The following is an 18,539-nucleotide window of genomic DNA, read 5'->3' on the forward strand; positions in this document are numbered from 1 at the left end:
ATAGTAGCTCCTATCGCAATCACTTATTAATGATAAAATTCTTTAATTTTGCGTATCTATTATTGTGTATCTAAAGTTTCAAAGCCTTTGACCAAATCATCAAGCTGCTTAATTTGTATCAAAAATGGCTCAAGTTGATTTAGGCGTAATGCACTTGGGCCATCACATTTCGCCTTATCAGGATCAGGATGAGCTTCTAAAAATAAACCCGCCAAGCCTGTCGCCATACCCGCACGAGCAAGAGTGGTAATCTGATGGCGTCTGCCACCTGCACTGTCACCACGAGCACCCGGCTCTTGAAGTGCGTGCGTAACATCAAAAAATACTGGTACATTCATTGACTTCATGGTATCAAAGCCAAGCATATCAACAACCAAATTATTATAACCAAATGCCGAACCACGCTCACAAAGAATCACTTGATCATTACCAGCTTCCAAACATTTATTAATGATATGACGCATTTCATGTGGTGCCAAAAACTGTGCTTTTTTGACATTAATTATCTTGCCAGTGCGTGCAATGGCACTCACCAAATCCGTCTGGCGGGACAAAAAAGCAGGTAATTGTAGGATATCGGCAACTTTGGCAACAGGTGCAGCCTGATAAGGTTCATGCACATCGGTAATAATGGGGACATTGTAAGTTTCTTTAATGTCATTTAGCCAAGTCAAGCCATTCTCAAGGCTTGGACCACGAAAAGAGTGCAAGCTTGAGCGATTTGCTTTGTCAAAACTTGCCTTGAACACATAACCGATATTAAGCCTTTGGCAAATATCGATATATTGCTCAGCAATCTCAAAAGCCAATTCACGGCTTTCAAGCACATTCATACCGCCAAATAGAACAAAAGGCTTATCATTACCAATCTCAATCCCTGATACGGTAATGTTTGATTGAGCGGCTATCATTGGCTGTGTCATCTCAAATCCTTACAGTTTTATTTATCCTGCATAAGTTACAAGTTTGGTTTTGTCATTATACTACCAAGTACATTTAAAACACAAAAAATAGTAAAAAGCACATCAAAGCCAAAGCGTTTGATGTGCTTAATGATTAGGCTTGTTTCACATCTATGGCAGCTTTGATGAAGCTATTAAATAGTGGATGACCACCTCGAGGAGAGCTGGTAAACTCTGGGTGATATTGCACCGCCACAAACCAAGGATGATTGTCAATTTCAACCGACTCAACCAAATGCTGTTTGGCAGAATAGCCTGAAATTTTCATACCAGCATTTTCCAAAGGCTCAATATAGCGATTATTCATCTCATAACGATGGCGATGGCGTTCGGTGATATTATGTGAGCCATAAATCTCAGCAAGCTTAGAGTTTGAAACCAATTCTGCTTCTTGAGCACCCAAGCGCATGGTGCCGCCCAAATCACTATCATCAGAGCGGGTTTGAAGTTCACCTTTTTCATCAAACCATTCGGTAATCAAGCCGATAATCGGATTGGCTGTTTTTCGATCAAATTCGGTAGAATTTGCTTCTATGCCCAATACATTACGCGCATACTCAATGACTGCAAGCTGCATGCCCAAGCAAATGCCTAAAAATGGCTTGTTATTTTCACGCGCAAATTGAATGGCTTTCATCTTACCCAAAGTACCACGCTCACCAAAGCCACCTGGAACCAAAATCGCATCCACATCGGTAATCTGATTCATTGCCTCTGAATCTGTTTCTAGGGCCTCGGCACTGATATATCGAATGCTAACTTTTGTTTTATTGTGAATACCTGCATGAAGTAGGGCTTCGTTAACAGATTTATAAGCATCTGGGAGTTCGACATATTTACCCACCATAGCAACTACGATCTCGCCTTGGGAGTTGAACAAATCATCAACAACTTTATCCCAATCTGACAAATCCGCCTCTGGTGCTGTGATACCAAAACGCTCACAAATCAAATCATCCAAATCTTGCTCATATAAGCGGCGTGGAATTTGATAAATGGACTTGGCATCTTCGCATAAGATGACGCCGCGTGGCTCAACATTCGTAAATAGTGCAATTTTTTGACGGTTATCTTCAGAAATGGGTTGTTCTGATCGACAAATTAATACATCGGGCTGTAGACCAATGGAGCGAAGTTCTTTAACCGAATGCTGGGTTGGCTTGGTTTTAGATTCGCCCGCCGAAGCAATATAAGGCACCAAAGTCAAATGCATCAGTAAAGAATGTGTGCGACCAAGCTCAACTTGCATTTGGCGAACCGCTTCCATAAAAGGCAAGCTTTCAATATCACCCACTGTACCGCCAATCTCAATAATGGCGATGTCATAGCCCTCACCACTGGTACGGATTTTATGCTTGATTTCATCAGTAATATGAGGGATTACCTGAACAGTACCGCCCAAATAATCGCCACGGCGTTCTTTGGCAAGCACGGTTTGATAAATGCGACCACTGGTAAAATTGTTGGCTTTACTCATTTTTGAACGGCGTAAAAAGCGTTCATAATAGCCCAAATCCAAATCTGTCTCCGCACCATCTTCGGTAACGAAGACTTCACCATGTTGAAATGGACTCATCGTGCCAGGATCCACATTAATATAAGGATCCATCTTGGTCATGGTAACTTTAAGACCACGAGCCTCCAAAACAGCCGCAATGGAAGCTGCAGCAATGCCCTTGCCAAGTGATGACACGACACCGCCGGTTACAAAGATAAATTTCGTACTCATAGTAATATATCTGTTGCTGGTAAAATAGAATTTTACTAAAAATCATCAAAAAAATATAGGGGTTTGGGGAATATTTTTCTCTGCAAATAAATCATAGCATTAAAATTGCCAATCATTTCACCATCAATAAAAAGAGCCGCAAAAGCGACTCTTAAAACATTAGCCAAACTTATTCAGCGGCAGTTTGTGATAGTGAGCGTACATAAGCTGCCAGCAGCATAATGCGTTCATTGCCCAATTTGGTTTGCCATTCTGGCATCACACCAGCACGACCATGGCGAATGGAAGTTTGGACGGCATCACGATCACCACCAAATAGCCAAATATCATCCGTTAGATTTGGTGCACCAATGGCAGCGCTGCCTTTGGCATCTGGACCATGGCAGACCACACAATTTGCCTCAAACAATACTTTACCTTGTGCAACTTTAGCAGCATCAAGCTCATAGTCATTTTGATTACCAGAAAGCTGAAGCACATATTCCGCTGCGGCACGGACACCAGATTCACCCAGTTGTTGTTGCCATGCTGCCATTGAACCAACACGACCATTATGAATTGTCAGTAGGATTTGGTCAGCGTTGCCACCATACAACCAATCATTATCTGTCAAATCAGGATAACCAAGTGCACCTCTTGCATTAGATCCATGGCATAAAGCACAGTTTTGTAAAAATAAACGGTTACCGATTTTTTGTGCTTCTGGATCTGATGCCAGCTTATCAACATAAGGTGCCAGCAGTTTGACTTGTTCATCAATCTGTGTTTGTAGTTCGGCATTTTCTTCGCCAGCTTTACGCTGTGATTGAAGGTCGTTTAGTTTAGCAAGGACAACAGTTGCCTCACTTGCACCTGCATTTTCCAAAATATTTTGCTCAAAATTTTCAGTAAATACACGGTTGTTAGCTTGAAGCTGGCTGTTTAGTTCATTGGCAGAAGTCCAAGGTACAGACTCACCATCCACCTCAACGGTTGTCACGCCTTTCCATGTATTTGGCTGAATTGATGGAAAAAGGATAAAATAACCCAAGCCCCAAATCATCGTACCAAAGAAAATCACCAACCACCATTTTGGCAGCGGTTTATCATATTCTCGAATGCCATCATATGAGTGACCTGTGGTCTCATCTTCTTCAAGAACTGGTCTAGATCGCAAGGTCCATACCAGAACACCAAAGATGAATAGCCAGCAGCCCAATGATAAGATGGTAATCCAAGAACTCCAAAAAAAGCTCATTGTATATCCTTAGTGCGCTTATCTGATGATAGTCGTTGTATGTCCTGATCATCCAGCGCAAGTTGTGCATCTTCTTCAAAGCGTTTTTTATTTTTTGGGGAATAAGCCCACCATGCGATACCGATAAAGGTGATAAACGCCGCAACGGTCGCAATACTATGCAAAACGCCCCAATTCATTAGCGTTGACCTTGCATCGCAATACCCAACTGTTGCAAATAAGCAACCAGGGCATCCAGCTCGGTTGCACCTTGAACTTGGTCAGGTGCAGCTTCAATATCTGCTTCTGTATAAGGTAACCCAAAACGATCTTTAAACAGACGCATTTTTTCTTGTACTTTTGTCCCATTAACTTCATTGGTCGCAAGCCAAGGATAAGATGGCATCACAGATTCTGGAACAACAGAACGAGGGTCGGTCAGATGGTCAACATGCCACTGGTCTGAATAACGACCGCCCACACGGGCAAGGTCTGGACCAGTACGCTTAGAACCCCATAAGAATGGGTGATCCCATGTTGATTCTGCAGCACGACTATACGGACCATAACGCTCCACTTCTGCACGCAATGGGCGAATCATCTGTGTATGGCAAACATGGCAACCTTCACGGATATAAATATCACGACCTTCAAGCTCAAGCGCTGTCCAAGGACGCATATTTGGCATGGGTTTGTTTACACCGCCTTCTTTAGCAACGGTTTCATCATAAATCAAAGGTACAATTTCAACCAAGGTTGCAAAGCTGACAGCAATGACGATAAAGATGACGAGTAAACCTGTATTTTTCTCTACTAATTCATGAGTGATATTAGACATTGTTTACCCCTTAAGCCTGTGCCGTTGCTTGTTCACTGCCAGTATTTACCTCTTCTGGCTCTGCGATATGTTCAGGCACGCTTGGCATTTTGATGGTGCGATAGCAATTATAAGCCATGACAAACATACCACCAACATATAAAGCACCACCCAATGCACGCACAACATACGGCCAATGTGAGACCACAACAGTTTGAATAAAGTCATACGCCAAAGTACCATCTGGGTTAGTGGCACGCCACATCATCCCTTGGGTAATGCCTGAAATCCAAAGTGCAACGATATACAATACCGTACCTGTTGTTGCAAGCCAAAAATGCAGTGTGATTAAGCTGGTTGAATACATTTTTGCCTTATTAAAGATACGAGGCAATAGCACATAAATTGAACCGATGGTAATCATACCCACCCAGCCTAATGCACCTGAATGTACATGACCAACAGTCCAGTCAGTATTATGGCTAATGGCATTAACCGCTTTAATTGAGAGCATTGGACCTTCAAAAGTACTCATGGCATAAAATGATAGCGCCACAATCAAGAAACGGATAATTGGGTCTGTACGCAATTTATCCCAGCTACCTGAAAGTGTCAGCACGCCATTAATCATACCGCCCCAAGATGGTGCAAATAAAATCAATGAGAACACCATACCCAAAGATTGTGTCCAGTCAGGCAAGGCCGAGTAATGTAGATGGTGACCACCTGCCCACATATATGATGCAATCAATGCCCAAAAATGCACAATTGATAAGCGATATGAATAAACGGGGCGACCAATTTGTACAGGAATAAAGTAATACATCATACCAAGAAACGCCGCTGTCAAATAAAAACCAACAGCATTATGTCCATACCACCATTGAACCATGGCATCGGTTGCGCCGCCAAAAAGTGAGTATGACTTAAATAAGCCAACTGGTACGACCAAGCTATTGACAATATGCAGCAACGCAATCGTGATGATGAATGCTGCAAAAAACCAGTTTGCAACATAAATGTGAGAGGTTTGGCGTTTGATGAGCGTTCCAAAAAAAACAATGGCATAAGCAACCCATACCAATGCAATGGCGATATCAATTGGCCATTCTAATTCTGCATACTCTTTGGCAGAGGTGACACCCAATGGCAGTGTGATGACCGCAGAAACGATAACAGCCTGCCAGCCCCAAAAAGTAAACCATGCCAAATAAGGTGCAAATAATCTGGTCTTACAAGTGCGTTGAACGATATAGTAAGATGTTGCAAAAAGTGCTGAACCCCCAAACGCAAAAATTACCGCATTGGTATGCAGTGGTCTTAGTCGTCCAAAAGACAGCCATGATGTGTCAAAATTCAATACTGGCCATGCCAACTGTGATGCAATGAATACACCGACAGCCATGCCAACGATACCCCAAAATACCGCCATGATTGTAAAAAATCGTACGATCGTGATTTCATATTCATGATCAACGGATAAGGGGGCTACTGCTGATTTATATAGACTCATTGGATATTTTCCTGTGCAGCCCGATTTATTTAGCGTCGCAGTTTTATCAAATCGAGTGAAAAAACTACTCTTGCTTTGATCTTGTGTGTCTATTGTAACGCAAAGTTAGGCAAATATCATCAAACCAGCCAGCAAAAACGAAAAAATCCTTAATTTTTCTGTGGAATATGGACAAATTTTAGGTTGAAATTTGAAATTCCTTGCTAGCTTGGATTGCAAAACTGCTTGGCTTGCGTTGGTGGCGTGGCAATCTGCCATCACCAAATATACCCATACTGGCAATGTGGTATTGCCAAAAGTTATTCATCTTTTATTATACAACACAAATGTAATTTTTGGGTATATTTTGTAAAAATATTGAGATTTTTTGGTAATAAAGCTAAATTTCTTATGATTATTTAATTTATTTTAATGTTTAATTATTAACCAAAACTCATTTTAATTAACTATACGAGTTATATTAACTGTACGAGATTAAACTAGTTCAAAGACGCTTGTGACAAATCAGTGCTTTTGCTTTATAATATCTCAAATATACAAATCAAATTAAAGCATAGTGTCTTTTTTTAACCTTAACCGACATTATCAAACAGTCAAGGACAATTATTATGGCAAAATTTTTAAGCCAAGCATGGTTTGATCAAGTCAATGAACTCAATCAAGCTGCAGGCAATTTAAATCTACCGCCAAATTTAGCCAATGTCTTATTAAATGCCAAAGTTACTGGCGATGACGGTGCCAAACTACACCTCAAAGAAGGCAAAATTTTTCAAGGTTTGACAGAAAATGCCATCAGCACTGTCACTGTTGATAGCGAAACATTATCACAGCTCATCGCAACAGGTGATGCCAATCAAGCCATTGAAGCATTTATGCTTGGCAAAATTCGTATTGACGGTGATATGTCTCAAATCATGACGCTACAATCTGCCAAACCAAGCCAAGAACAAAAAGAGCTATTTAAAAAAATTCTGCAAATAACCGAATTTTAAGTCAAAGAATTTGAAGTAAAAGACTGTAAAAACACTTCAAACGCCCCCATCAAAATTAGCCTGATGGGGTTTTGTTTTGATTTAGGTAAGTATGTCATAAATACTTATTTTTATCATTTAAGAATATCTTTATTCAAAAATATAACTTGCATATTTTTATAAAATGTCAAAATATCATACAAAAACCCTACAAAAAATGGTAATATAAGATAAGTTACCAACTATCCGTTTTGGTGTTTTTTATTTACCAAGCCATGCCTTAACAAAAATGCTTCTAGCAAGTAAAGCGATTTTTAATTCATTTGGGCCATAAGCCAAGGTATCTGTTATGTCAGAAGAACAAAAACCAAAGAAAAAACCCCGCCCTGCCCCTGAAAAAATCATTCCCACCTCCAAAGATATGGATGCAACCAAGCACCGTGTGCATCCACGCTTTGCTAAGGGCAAATATACCAACATTCGCCTAATTAGCATGTATTTGATTTTACTGGGATTTTTAATCGCACCTTGGCTTCGTTGGGATGGTAGACAAGCACTTTTATTTGATGTTATCGAACCTAAGTTTTATATTTTTGGGGCAACTTTTATGCCTCAAGATTTTTACTTCTTTGCATTTGTGTTTATCATTGCCGCTTTAATGCTATTTATGGTAACTGTCTATGCTGGGCGGGTTTGGTGTGGTTACGCTTGCCCACAAACCATTTATGTGCATCTGTATCAGCATGTAGAAAAATGGATTCTTGGTGAGCGTAACAAGCGTATTAAATTTGATAAAATGCCTTGGAATGCCGAAAAAATTATCAAAACTGCCCTTATTCATACCATTTGGGGTGTTTTTTCTGCGATTACTGCGGTAACTTTTATTGCATTTATTGTTGGTACAGACTATTTATTTTTTAATGGACACCCTTTATTTTTTATGGGTTGGGGTAAGATGACATGGATATTTTTTATTCTGATTGTCTTTGTTACCCAAACCAACGCAGGCTATATGCGAGAGCATATGTGCGTGTACATTTGCCCCTATGGTCGCTTCCAATCTGTCATGTTTGACAAAGACACATTGATTGTTTCATATGATTATGAGCGTGGTGAGCCTCGTGGTGCGCGTAAGAAAGATACCACACCTGCAGGCTATGGTGATTGTGTTGATTGCACCATGTGTGTTCAGGTATGCCCCACAGGCATTGATATCCGAAATGGGCTTCAGGTTGAATGTATCCAATGCGCCGCTTGTATTGATGCATGCAACGAAATCATGGACAAAGTTGGTTACCCACGGGGTTTGATTCGTTATACAACCGAACGCCAATTGGTTGAAAAACAAAAGACCAAAATTATCGGATGGCGTATTTTTGCTTATACTGGTGTACTTTTGGCTTGTATCATTGCTGCAACGATGGTATTGGTTAGTCGTGCACCCCTTGAGATGGAAATCCGCCATGACCGTAAACAACTCTCAACCATTAGGCGTGATGGCATGGTTGAAAATAGCTATGTCTTAAAAATTGTCAACAAAACCAATGAACGCCAAGTTTATCAAGTTCGTTTAGATGCAGAGAATGCAGCTGGCATGACTTTACGCTCACGCTTTAAAGAATTACCATTGCAAGCCAGTGAGCTGTACGATTTGCCTGTCAGCATCATCGGCGACCCAAATATCATCAAGCCTGGCAGCACACCTGTAACCATCACTGTATATAGTAAAGATGGTCAATACAGTGCATCAGCTCAAGATGTCTTTATTTACGAACCAAAAAAATCCAAGCAGCCCAAATAACTAACCTTAACAACCAAGCTTGGTTTTTCACCTAAATGGGTCTGACTGTGCTACAATAAGACCCATTTTAGCTCAACCTACTTTGATGACAATCATTGGCAAATATCATGAAACTGACACCCAAACCCAATAAACAGGCAAATATTTGGTACAAAAACTATATGGTTTTAATTTTTGTCATTGGATTGCCTGTGTTGGTTGTAGTGATTTGTTTATTTTTTATTTTTTATTCCATAAAAATTCAAGACTCAACCGTCCGTGATGATTGGTATATGGATGGCAAAACCTTATACCAAGACTCATCTCGTGATCAATTAGCACATGATTTGGGCGTTTTTGGTGTCATGCGACTATCTTGGCATGCCAATACAACCGATATACGCTTTGAATTAAATTATCCCACCCAAAATCTTTCAACCCAAAACTTTCATAATGATACACCATTAACCTACCCAGATGAGTTATCGGTGCATATCTCGCATGCCACTGATGATACAAAAGATCGTGATTTTACCCTTATCCATCAAAAAGATAATGTCTATGTTGGCAAAGTGCAACTTGATGACACCCCTGCCAAATATTACTTGCAAATCAGTAGCCCCAAGCCACAGAACTGGCGATTAATTCAGCACGAAAATTTACCAAAAAGCAATATTATCTTCTTACCGCTGTCAAGTTTTGATGAGGAGCGTCGCATATTGCCCGACCAACGCAATAAACGCCCTTCTGCCAAACCATAAAATATGGCTTAAAGACACCTTAGATGGCTGCTATGCTTTGATGACTTGATTTTCTTCAGCAATGACTTGTCGTGCCACATGCAAAATTAACTGGCGTAACCAGCGATGAGCAGGATGATGCTGAAGAAGCGGTGACCATGCCATGGTCAGCTCAAACTCGGGAATAAAAAATGGCGGTTCTTTGATGATAATATTAGGATGATTATCTGCTTGTAAGCGAGCGACTCGTGTGGGCAGTGTTGCAATTAAATCTTTATTCGCAACAAGCATTGCAGGCATCTGATAATGCCTAGTAAATACACTGATTTGCCGCTTTTGACCAAGTCTTTGGAGTGCTTGGTCAATGGAGCCAAGACCACCTGACTTTTCAGGATTGACACCAAATCCCACGCCCATACCTGTCTTTGATACCCAAATATGGTGTGCTTTTAGGTAATTTTTTAAATTAAAACGATTGGCATAGGAACTGTCTGCCGATAAAAGGCAGCTGAATGTATCTCTCCAAACCAAAACTTGATGAAAGCTTTGTGGTATCTCATTAAAGCGATTAATCGCCAAATCCACCCGCCCTTGCTCCATGTCTCGATAAGAGACATCTGATGGCGTCAAAAAATCCAAGATAACATTAGGTGCTTCGCTACGCAGCGCTTTCACCAAACGAGGTACCAGTGTTGCTTCTGCATAATCACTGGTCATAATGCGAAACACTCGAGAAGTACTATATGGACGAAACTCGGTGCGTGGCTCAAGTAATGTTGTGATGTCTAACAATACCTCACGAATGCGTGGCTGTAACTCAAAAGCTCGTTCAGTTGGTGTCATGCCCTCAGATGAACGCACCAAAAGTGGGTCATTAAATAATGAGCGTAGTCGGCGTAGAATATTGCTCATTGCAGGCTGCGTGATGCCAAGCTGTTCAGCTGCACGAGTGACATTTTTTTCTCGTAATAAGACATCTAAATAAAATAATAAATTTAGGTCAACTTTTTGTAAATTCATACAACTACCTTTAGGTGGTGCTTTAATCAATTGGTGCGATCAACAAAAATTATTTTTCTTGCAATGATGATATCTGACAACCGTCAATTACTTTTACTTTGGCAAATGCCATCTTTGTGGTATCAAGTCATCGTATTAAGATGGTGTATCATTGAATCAGTACCAAATCCCCAACCTCAACCTTATCAAATAACCAAACAATCTCATCAATACGCATTCTGACACAGCCGTGTGACATCGGCCGACCCATAGGCTCTGTGTCGGGCGTTCCGTGAATATAGATATACCGTAACTTAGTATCAACCAATGCCCCTGTCTTATCCACGCCATGATTATAGCCATTGATTTGACCTTCAAGCCACAATATCCGCCCAAGTATCCAATCTCGATTAGGGAAATTTTGACCCAACTGTACATCATAAAGCTCGCCAGTAAATTGCCTTGCAACAAACACGGCATTGGGAGGCAAGCCACCGCCAATCTTTTGACCGATGACATGTTCACCAAGTGGTGTGCAACCTGTACCCTCTAGCTGACCTGTGCCGTTTTTTGCGGTTGAAACGGCAAATTGACGCAACAAAATATTACCTTGATACAAAGTTAAGCACTGTGATTGGGTGTCAATCACGATACGCCGATCTATAGTCATGATTAACTCCTAAACCATAATTAATTCCTAAATAATAGCTATCATTTTTTAAAATGATAGTATAACAAAAGCATCGCATATTTGGCATAATAAAGTGTTATAAAACTCATATTTTTACAACAAAAAGCAAATTATCTTAGGTTTCATATCCAATCATCATAAAAAATGTTATAATTTATTGATAATTTTATTTAGCCATATATCAAGGATATTCATATGAGCAACGCAACTATTTTGCAGCATCTGCCTATCGGTAAAAAAGTCGGCATCGCTTTTTCGGGTGGTTTGGATACCTCAGCTGCCCTGCTTTGGATGAAGCAAAAAGGGGCGCTGCCTTATGCTTACACGGCCAATTTGGGCCAGCCAGACGAAGATGACTACAATGCCATTCCTACCAAAGCTAAACAATATGGTGCGGTCAAGGCACGGTTGGTAGATTGCCGTTTACAGCTTGTTCAAGAAGGCATTGCTGCCATTCAGTGTGGGGCATTTCATGTAACCACAGGTGGCATGCCTTATTTTAACACCACGCCATTGGGTCGTGCGGTGACAGGGACGATGCTGGTTACTGCCATGAAAGAAGATGATGTTCATATTTGGGGTGATGGTTCAACCTATAAAGGCAATGACATTGAGCGATTTTATCGCTATGGTTTGCTTGCCAATCCTGAACTAAAAATCTATAAACCTTGGCTTGACCAAACATTCATTGATGAGCTAGGTGGTCGGACTGAGATGAGTCAGTTTTTGATTGATAATGGCTTTGATTATAAAATGTCTGCTGAAAAAGCCTATTCAACGGATTCTAACATGCTTGGTGCAACGCATGAAGCCAAAGATTTGGAGTTTTTAGATGCCAGCATGCACATCGTTGAGCCAATCATGGGGGTGCGTTTTTGGGATGACAGTGTCAGAGTTGCTACCGAGACGGTTACAGTCAGTTTTAAAGAAGGTGTGCCAACAGCGTTAAATGGCGAGCATTTTGATAGCCCTGTTGATTTGATGTTAAAGGCAAATGAGATTGGCGGTCGTCATGGGCTTGGCATGACTGACCAAATCGAAAATCGCATCATTGAAGCAAAATCTCGTGGTATTTATGAAGCTCCCGGTATGGCATTGTTGCACATCGCTTATGAACGACTGCTGACAGGCATTCACAATGAAGACACCATTGAGCAGTACCGTATTAATGGCTTGCGTTTGGGCCGTCTGCTTTATCAAGGGCGTTGGTTTGATTCACAAGCACTTATGCTTCGTGAAACCGCTCAACGATGGGTTGCCAAAGCCATCACAGGTGAAGTCACGCTTGAGCTACGCCGTGGCAATGATTATAGCATTTTAAATACCAAATCACCAAATCTAACCTATGAAGCTGATCGCTTATCTATGGAAAAAGTTGAAGATGCTGCCTTCACATCGCTTGATCGTATCGGTCAACTCACCATGCGTAATCTAGATATTGCAGATACACGCCAAAAATTGGGGCTGTATGTCCAATCAGGATTATTAGGCTTCGGTGGTGGCAATGCTGTACCACAGCTTGACCATCAAGATAAACACTAATCTTAAAAAACTCCCAATCAAGCAATTGGGAGTTTTTGATATCTCCACTTAGTGATATAAGCAGCCTAAATTTGGATATCAGCTGTCATTTTTATCAAATTTGCTCTTAAGCCTTGACAAAAATACCAATCCCTACAATAATGAATTTTTTGTATACTTTTAGACCAAAGTAGATGATGACAAAGACATTAACTCTCATTCAGCCAGATGACTGGCATATCCATCTACGTGATGGTGAAGCTCTGGCAACCACCGTTCGGCATGCGGCAGCCAGTTTTAACCGTGTGATTTGTATGCCTAATTTGGTGCCACCTGTTAAAACTGCCAATCAAGCCATCGCTTATCGTGAACGCATCTTAAAGGCATTAAAAGACAGTGATTTACCAGCCACTCGCAAAGATAGTTTCGATCCACGCATGGTGCTTTATTTAACCGACCAAACCACTGCCAAAGATATTGACGATGCCGCACAAACAGGCATTGTATCGGCAGTTAAGCTATATCCTGCTGGAGCAACCACCAATTCAGCTGATGGTGTAACTGATATTTTGGCACGCAGCTTGGTATTTGAGGCCATGCAAAAGCATGGCATACCGCTACTGGTGCATGGTGAAATTACCGATAGCAACATTGATATCTTTGATCGTGAAAAACGATTTTTGGATGATGTGCTAAATAAAATTATCACACAATTTCCGAATTTAAAAATTGTCATGGAGCATATCACTACCGCCGATGCAGCGGATTTTTGTCTTGCTCAAGGCAATCACATCGCAGCGACAATTACCCCGCAGCATCTTTTATTTAATCGCAATCATCTGCTGGTTGGCGGTATTAAGCCGCACTATTATTGTTTGCCCATTTTAAAGCGTGCTGCACACCAAAAGCGTTTGCTTGAAGTGGCAACCAGTGGCAATCCTAAGTTTTTCTTAGGGACAGATTCCGCCCCTCATGCCACACACACGAAAGAATCATCGTGTGGCTGTGCAGGTTGTTATAGTGCCTTGCACGCTCTACCACTCTACGCCATGGCATTTGAAAGTGTCAATGCACTTGATAAACTTGAAAACTTTGCCAGCCGATATGGTGCACAATTTTATGGCTTAGCAATCAACACCACTCAAATCACCCTAATAAAACAACCACAGACCATACCTGAGAGTTTTCATTATTTAGGCAATAAGACGCTGACACCGTTGTTGGCAGGTGAAGTTTTACCTTGGCAAGTGGTTGGTATATGAGCAAGATAGTCAAACCAACCAAAACTCTCATCGCTGAACGATTTCGTGGATTTTTGCCAGTCGTGATTGATGTGGAGACTGCTGGATTTAATGCTGCCACCGATGCATTGCTTGAAATTGCTTGTGTGCCGATTTTGATGGATAATGATGGGAATCTTTATCAAGGTGAGCCATTAAATGCACACATTGAGCCATTTGATGGTGCCAATCTTGAGCCAGCTGCTCTAAAATTCACTGGCATTAATCCTGATAGCCCCTTTAGAAAAGCCATCAGCGAAGATGAAAAAACCGCCTTGCGTCGTATTTTTAAAGCATTAAAAGCCCTAAAAAAAGAACATGGTTGCCGTCAGTGTATTTTGGTTGGGCATAATGCACATTTTGATTTGGGATTTTTAAATGCTGCCATTGCACGAACCAATAGCAAAAACCATTCACCCTTTCATACTTTTAGTGTATTAGATACGGTGAGTTTTGCTGCATTGACTTATGGTCATACCGTTTTGGCAAAAACTTGTATGATTGCTGGGCTTGAATTTGATAATCAACATGCACATTCAGCACTATACGATGCCCAAAAAACTGCTGAACTGTTTTGCCATATTGTCAATCAAAATACACTTTTATCAACCAATCATGCCAATTTAACTCAAAATGACACGCCAACCAGCCCCCATCAGACGCCATCGCTGACTTGATGGATAAATTTAAAAATTACTTAAAACCAATTATAAGGAGAATTATCATGCCATCTTTTGATGTGGTTTCAGAATTACAAGTTTTTGAGGTTAAGCACGCAGTTCAAAATACCGAAAAAGAAGTTGCCAACCGCTTTGATTTTAAAGGCAGCGATATCAGTATTCAACTGAATGAAAAAGCCAAAACGGTCACCATTACCACTGATAATGAATTACAATCAGATAATGTATATGCGATTTTTGAAAAACAATTGATTAAACGAGGCGTTGATTTACAATCACTTGACCCACAAGATAAAAGCCAATCAGGGAAACAAACCAAGCAAATCATCCATCTAAAAGATGGCTTAGACAGCGATACCGCCAAAAAAATCTCAAAAACACTCAAAGAATCTGATTTAAAAGTATCTGCCAGTATCCAAGGCGATAAAATTAGAATCAGTGATAAGAAAAAAGATAATCTGCAACTTGCTATGGCCTTTTTAAAAGAAAAGACATTTGGGGTGCCTTTACAATTTAATAATTTTAAAGACTAGTAGACCAAATTATTTTATTAAAAATCAATGACTTAGTAATTTTTATCAGAATTTTCATATAAAATGATTGACGATTAAAAATATCATGATATAATGGCAACCAATTTCGGATCAATGGTGAAAGCACCGAAATTCAGCAAAGGTTAGGCTTTGTAAACTGTGTCCCATTCGTCTAGAGGCCTAGGACACCGCCCTTTCACGGCGGTAACAGGGGTTCGAATCCCCTATGGGATGCCAATATTTTAACACGCTCAGTAAATTACTGGGCGTGTTTTTTATGCTTAATTTTTATTTGACAACAATCATAATCATACCAACGGCATCAATAAAACCTTACCTTAATGAATAAATGAATTAAGGCTGATTGGTATTGGGTGCAATATCCATTGGCACATCCATCAATAAGATTTGGGCGTCGCTGGTCGCAGTCAATTCAAAACCATCCACATCCCAAATACCCAAACCATCACGCTCGCCAAGTTGTCGATCGCCAATGTTTGCACTACCTTTGATCACAAATACATAAACACCATTGCCTGACTTTTTGATTTGATAGTAGCGACTGGTGTCTTTATCAAAGTTGGCTAATGAAAACCAAGCATCTTGATGAATCCATACCCCATCATCATCTGCATTTGGCGATAAAATTTGTTGAAAATCATTTGGCTTGGCTTGATCGGCAATGGTGACTTGTTGATAGCGTGGTTTTATGCCATTTTTACGAGCTAAGACCCAAATTTGTAAAAACTTCACTGGCTTATCAGCGTTAGCATTCATTTCGCTGTGAGTAATGCCTGTACCAGCAGACATAACTTGGATATCACCATTTTTAATGATACTGCCATTACCCATGCTGTCTTTGTGTGCCAAATCACCACTCAAAGGCAGTGAAATAATTTCCATATCTTGATGCGGATGTCTGCCAAAGCCCATTCCGCCTTCAACACAATCATCATTAATGACACGAAGCACACCAAAGCCCATACGCTGTGGATCATAATACTCTGCAAAGCTAAAGGTATGACGACTTTTTAGCCAACCATGTTCGGCATCACCACGAGAATCAGCGGCATGAAAGACGGTTTTCATCATTTTCTCCAAAGGTATTGATTATTAATGAATTATAAGGCAATTCATTGATGCGATAAACGATCATTTATAAGACTTAATGACAAATATAGAAATTATATCATTAAGAAAAACCAAGCAACAATTTAAGGGCAAAGATTATCAATATCAACCCTTTTAGCGATTGTATTTATCTATTTTTAGATTTAATTTATTTAATTTTATTAAAATTTATTATTATTTTATATATTTACATTTGATTTTATCATAAAAATTAAATCATAAAAATAAAAAACATTATCCCTTTAAATATCAGATCCAAAGGGATTTAGCGGCTTAAGATTAACACAAGCCTATAAAATAACCGTTTTGTGCTGTCAATCAAAGAAAATATGTAAGCAATAGGAATGAAATAGCGCTGATAGTTGCTGCTGCTGGTAAGGTAATAACCCAAGCCAAACCAATAGGTTTCATCAAACGCCAATTGGTATTTTTATTCACCAAACCAATACCAAGCACAGCGCCCACCAAAATGTGCGTACTTGAAACAGGAATGCCCAAGCTAGAAGCACCCATGACAACTGCAGCTGCTGCAAGCTCTGCTGAAAAACCTGAAGCTGGATGCATTTCGGTAAGGTTGGTACCAACTGTTTGAATAACCTCTTTACCAATAAACCATAAACCTACAATCAGTGAAACGCCAAAGGTTAGCATGACAGGTGCTGGCACCGTTGCCTGAGCCTCAACTGCGTTATTTTTAATCACATCCATAATGGCAACAAAAGGACCGACTGCATTGGCAATATCGTTGGAACCATGGCTAAAAGCAAAGGCACATGCTGTAAATACCTGCATCCAGCTGAACATAACAAAAGTCGCTTTACCTAAGGCTTCTTTATGTTTACCACGAATGGTTTTGGTATAAATAAAAGCGGTCAACCATACCAAAGCACCCAGCATACCCATCACCAAACCAGCTTGGAGAATGGATAATTGTAAACCTGTATTTGCCAAACCCTTAAATACAACCATCGCTGTCATAATCACCGCACCCAAAGCGGCAATGAGTGGCACCCATGTCTTTAAAGCCTTTAGTGTATCAAGATTGTCACGGCGGCGTTCAAGGTCAAAAATGGCACGGTAATATTGGGTTTCTAAATCATCACGCTGACAATCACCGTCTTTAAAAGCCTCTTGGTCACGCAGCAACGCATTGGTATATGGCAACTTTTCTTTATCATCAAGTGTCTCAAAATACTCTTTTTGTTCACGCTTAAGTGCCTTTTTTTTGGCTTTAATGGTCTTAACGACCAATTCCGCTTTATCATTATATGCCAATATATTTTTTTTAATAATACTGTATAATAAATATGATAATGCCCCGCCTAACACAGGTGATATCACCCAAGAAAGTGCAATATCACGAATCTTTGACCATTTGACCGTTGAAAATGCAAAATCAACCCCACCGATACTAATGCCAAGCACGATTGAACTGCCCACAATACCACCAATAATGGCATGTGTGGTTGATACTGGTAGACCACGCTTCGTTGCAAATAATAGCCAAAATGCCGCTGCAACGAGTGCTGAAAGCATCAAGTAAATAAACTGATTTGGGGAAACGCCCAATTGACCGATATCAACAATGCCGCTACGAATCGTATCTGTGACCGCTGCACCCGCCAAAACGGCACCTGATACCTCAAAAATTGCCGCAACTGCCAACGCCTGAGTGACTGATAGCGTACCTGCACCCACGGATGTGCCAAATGAGTTGGCAACATCGTTACCGCCAATGTTGAATGCCATAAAAATACCAAAGAAACTTGCAATCATAAACAATAGCACCTGCTGATGCATTGTGTAGACCAAGCCCCATTGGATAAAATAGATACTCATTCCAGCCAATAGCAAACCAAAAAATAGATTGACTGCTATCGGCGTGGCTTGTTTTGTAGAATTTACCATAAATTCACCAAAGATAAACGAAAAAACCACTTCAAACAACCTAAGTTTCCAAGGTTTTTATGCAGTGG

The 18,539-nt window shown here is 40.4% G+C and carries 17 protein-coding genes and 1 tRNA gene; 8 read left to right on the forward strand and 10 right to left on the reverse strand.

Annotated elements, in window-relative coordinates:
- Window positions 1-59 precede the first annotated feature (59 nt).
- From kdsA to ccoN, 6 genes are all read right to left on the reverse strand, one after another.
- Window positions 60-911 carry a 3-deoxy-8-phosphooctulonate synthase gene (kdsA, locus tag A4U55_RS02565; protein ID WP_172798032.1) on the reverse strand — a complete coding sequence of 284 codons (852 nt, stop codon included), beginning with the start codon at window positions 909-911 and terminating at the stop codon, window positions 60-62.
- A gap of 145 nt (window positions 912-1,056) precedes the next feature.
- Window positions 1,057-2,691 carry a CTP synthase gene (locus A4U55_RS02570; protein WP_003660298.1) on the reverse strand — a complete coding sequence of 545 codons (1,635 nt, stop codon included), beginning with the start codon at window positions 2,689-2,691 and terminating at the stop codon, window positions 1,057-1,059.
- Between the two features lie 169 nt (window positions 2,692-2,860).
- Window positions 2,861-3,928, reverse strand: coding sequence for a cytochrome-c oxidase, cbb3-type subunit III (gene ccoP, locus A4U55_RS02575; RefSeq protein WP_003660299.1), 1,068 nt, complete (start codon window positions 3,926-3,928; stop codon window positions 2,861-2,863).
- A complete protein-coding gene (locus A4U55_RS02580; RefSeq protein WP_003657541.1) occupies window positions 3,925-4,107 on the reverse strand; it encodes a cbb3-type cytochrome oxidase subunit 3 in 183 nt (60 codons plus the stop codon). The genes ccoP and A4U55_RS02580 overlap by 4 nt, the downstream gene beginning before the upstream one ends.
- Window positions 4,107-4,745: a cytochrome-c oxidase, cbb3-type subunit II gene (gene ccoO / locus A4U55_RS02585; RefSeq protein WP_063453976.1), complete on the reverse strand. Its 639-nt coding sequence runs from the start codon at window positions 4,743-4,745 to the stop codon at window positions 4,107-4,109. Before ccoO ends, A4U55_RS02580 begins: the two co-directional genes overlap by 1 nt.
- A 10-nt stretch (window positions 4,746-4,755) precedes the next feature.
- Window positions 4,756-6,237, reverse strand: a complete 1,482-nt coding sequence (gene ccoN, locus A4U55_RS02590) for a cytochrome-c oxidase, cbb3-type subunit I (RefSeq protein WP_003657544.1) — start codon at window positions 6,235-6,237, stop codon at window positions 4,756-4,758.
- Window positions 6,238-6,845: 608 nt separating this feature from the next.
- Between ccoN and A4U55_RS02595 the strand changes: the two genes are divergently transcribed.
- The 3 genes from A4U55_RS02595 (at window position 6,846) to A4U55_RS02605 (ending at window position 9,749) form a co-directional block, all read left to right on the forward strand.
- The gene (locus A4U55_RS02595) at window positions 6,846-7,229 is read left to right on the forward strand and encodes an SCP2 sterol-binding domain-containing protein (RefSeq protein WP_003657546.1); all 384 of its coding nucleotides are present in this window, start codon (window positions 6,846-6,848) and stop codon (window positions 7,227-7,229) included.
- A 328-nt stretch (window positions 7,230-7,557) separates the two neighbouring features.
- Window positions 7,558-9,009 carry a cytochrome c oxidase accessory protein CcoG gene (ccoG, locus tag A4U55_RS02600; protein WP_003663055.1) on the forward strand — a complete coding sequence of 484 codons (1,452 nt, stop codon included), beginning with the start codon at window positions 7,558-7,560 and terminating at the stop codon, window positions 9,007-9,009.
- A gap of 107 nt (window positions 9,010-9,116) precedes the next feature.
- Window positions 9,117-9,749, forward strand: coding sequence for a FixH family protein (locus A4U55_RS02605; RefSeq protein ID WP_063453977.1), 633 nt, complete (start codon window positions 9,117-9,119; stop codon window positions 9,747-9,749).
- A 30-nt stretch (window positions 9,750-9,779) separates the two neighbouring features.
- On the opposite strand, the gene A4U55_RS02610 is transcribed toward A4U55_RS02605, so the two are convergent.
- Window positions 9,780-10,748 (reverse strand): LysR family transcriptional regulator, encoded by a 969-nt coding sequence (locus A4U55_RS02610; RefSeq protein ID WP_003657549.1) that lies wholly within the window; start codon window positions 10,746-10,748, stop codon window positions 9,780-9,782.
- 148 nt (window positions 10,749-10,896) lie between these two features.
- Window positions 10,897-11,397: a L,D-transpeptidase gene (locus tag A4U55_RS02615; protein WP_003657550.1), complete on the reverse strand. Its 501-nt coding sequence runs from the start codon at window positions 11,395-11,397 to the stop codon at window positions 10,897-10,899.
- A gap of 216 nt (window positions 11,398-11,613) precedes the next feature.
- Between A4U55_RS02615 and argG the strand changes: the two genes are divergently transcribed.
- The 5 genes from argG to A4U55_RS02640 all read left to right on the forward strand — a co-directional run bounded on the left by argG (window position 11,614) and on the right by A4U55_RS02640 (window position 15,669).
- Window positions 11,614-12,960: an argininosuccinate synthase gene (gene argG / locus A4U55_RS02620; RefSeq protein WP_003665615.1), complete on the forward strand. Its 1,347-nt coding sequence runs from the start codon at window positions 11,614-11,616 to the stop codon at window positions 12,958-12,960.
- A gap of 173 nt (window positions 12,961-13,133) precedes the next feature.
- On the forward strand, window positions 13,134-14,201 hold the full coding sequence (pyrC, locus tag A4U55_RS02625) for a dihydroorotase (protein WP_036335270.1): 1,068 nt from the start codon (window positions 13,134-13,136) through the stop codon (window positions 14,199-14,201).
- Window positions 14,198-14,896 (forward strand): ribonuclease T, encoded by a 699-nt coding sequence (rnt, locus tag A4U55_RS02630; protein ID WP_003660306.1) that lies wholly within the window; start codon window positions 14,198-14,200, stop codon window positions 14,894-14,896. Before pyrC ends, rnt begins: the two co-directional genes overlap by 4 nt.
- A 47-nt stretch (window positions 14,897-14,943) precedes the next feature.
- Window positions 14,944-15,432, forward strand: a complete 489-nt coding sequence (locus A4U55_RS02635) for a YajQ family cyclic di-GMP-binding protein (RefSeq protein ID WP_003657554.1) — start codon at window positions 14,944-14,946, stop codon at window positions 15,430-15,432.
- Window positions 15,433-15,593: 161 nt separating this feature from the next.
- Window positions 15,594-15,669, forward strand: a tRNA-Glu gene (locus tag A4U55_RS02640).
- Between the two features lie 117 nt (window positions 15,670-15,786).
- Here A4U55_RS02640 and A4U55_RS02645 read toward each other — a convergent pair.
- Window positions 15,787-16,521, reverse strand: coding sequence for a pirin family protein (locus A4U55_RS02645; protein WP_063453978.1), 735 nt, complete (start codon window positions 16,519-16,521; stop codon window positions 15,787-15,789).
- A gap of 360 nt (window positions 16,522-16,881) precedes the next feature.
- On the reverse strand, window positions 16,882-18,510 hold the full coding sequence (locus A4U55_RS02650; RefSeq protein ID WP_003660308.1) for an inorganic phosphate transporter: 1,629 nt from the start codon (window positions 18,508-18,510) through the stop codon (window positions 16,882-16,884).
- Window positions 18,511-18,539 lie beyond the last annotated feature (29 nt).

The sequence above is a fragment of the Moraxella catarrhalis genome, assembly GCF_001632285.1.
Taxonomy (GTDB): Bacteria; Pseudomonadota; Gammaproteobacteria; order Pseudomonadales; family Moraxellaceae; genus Moraxella; species Moraxella catarrhalis.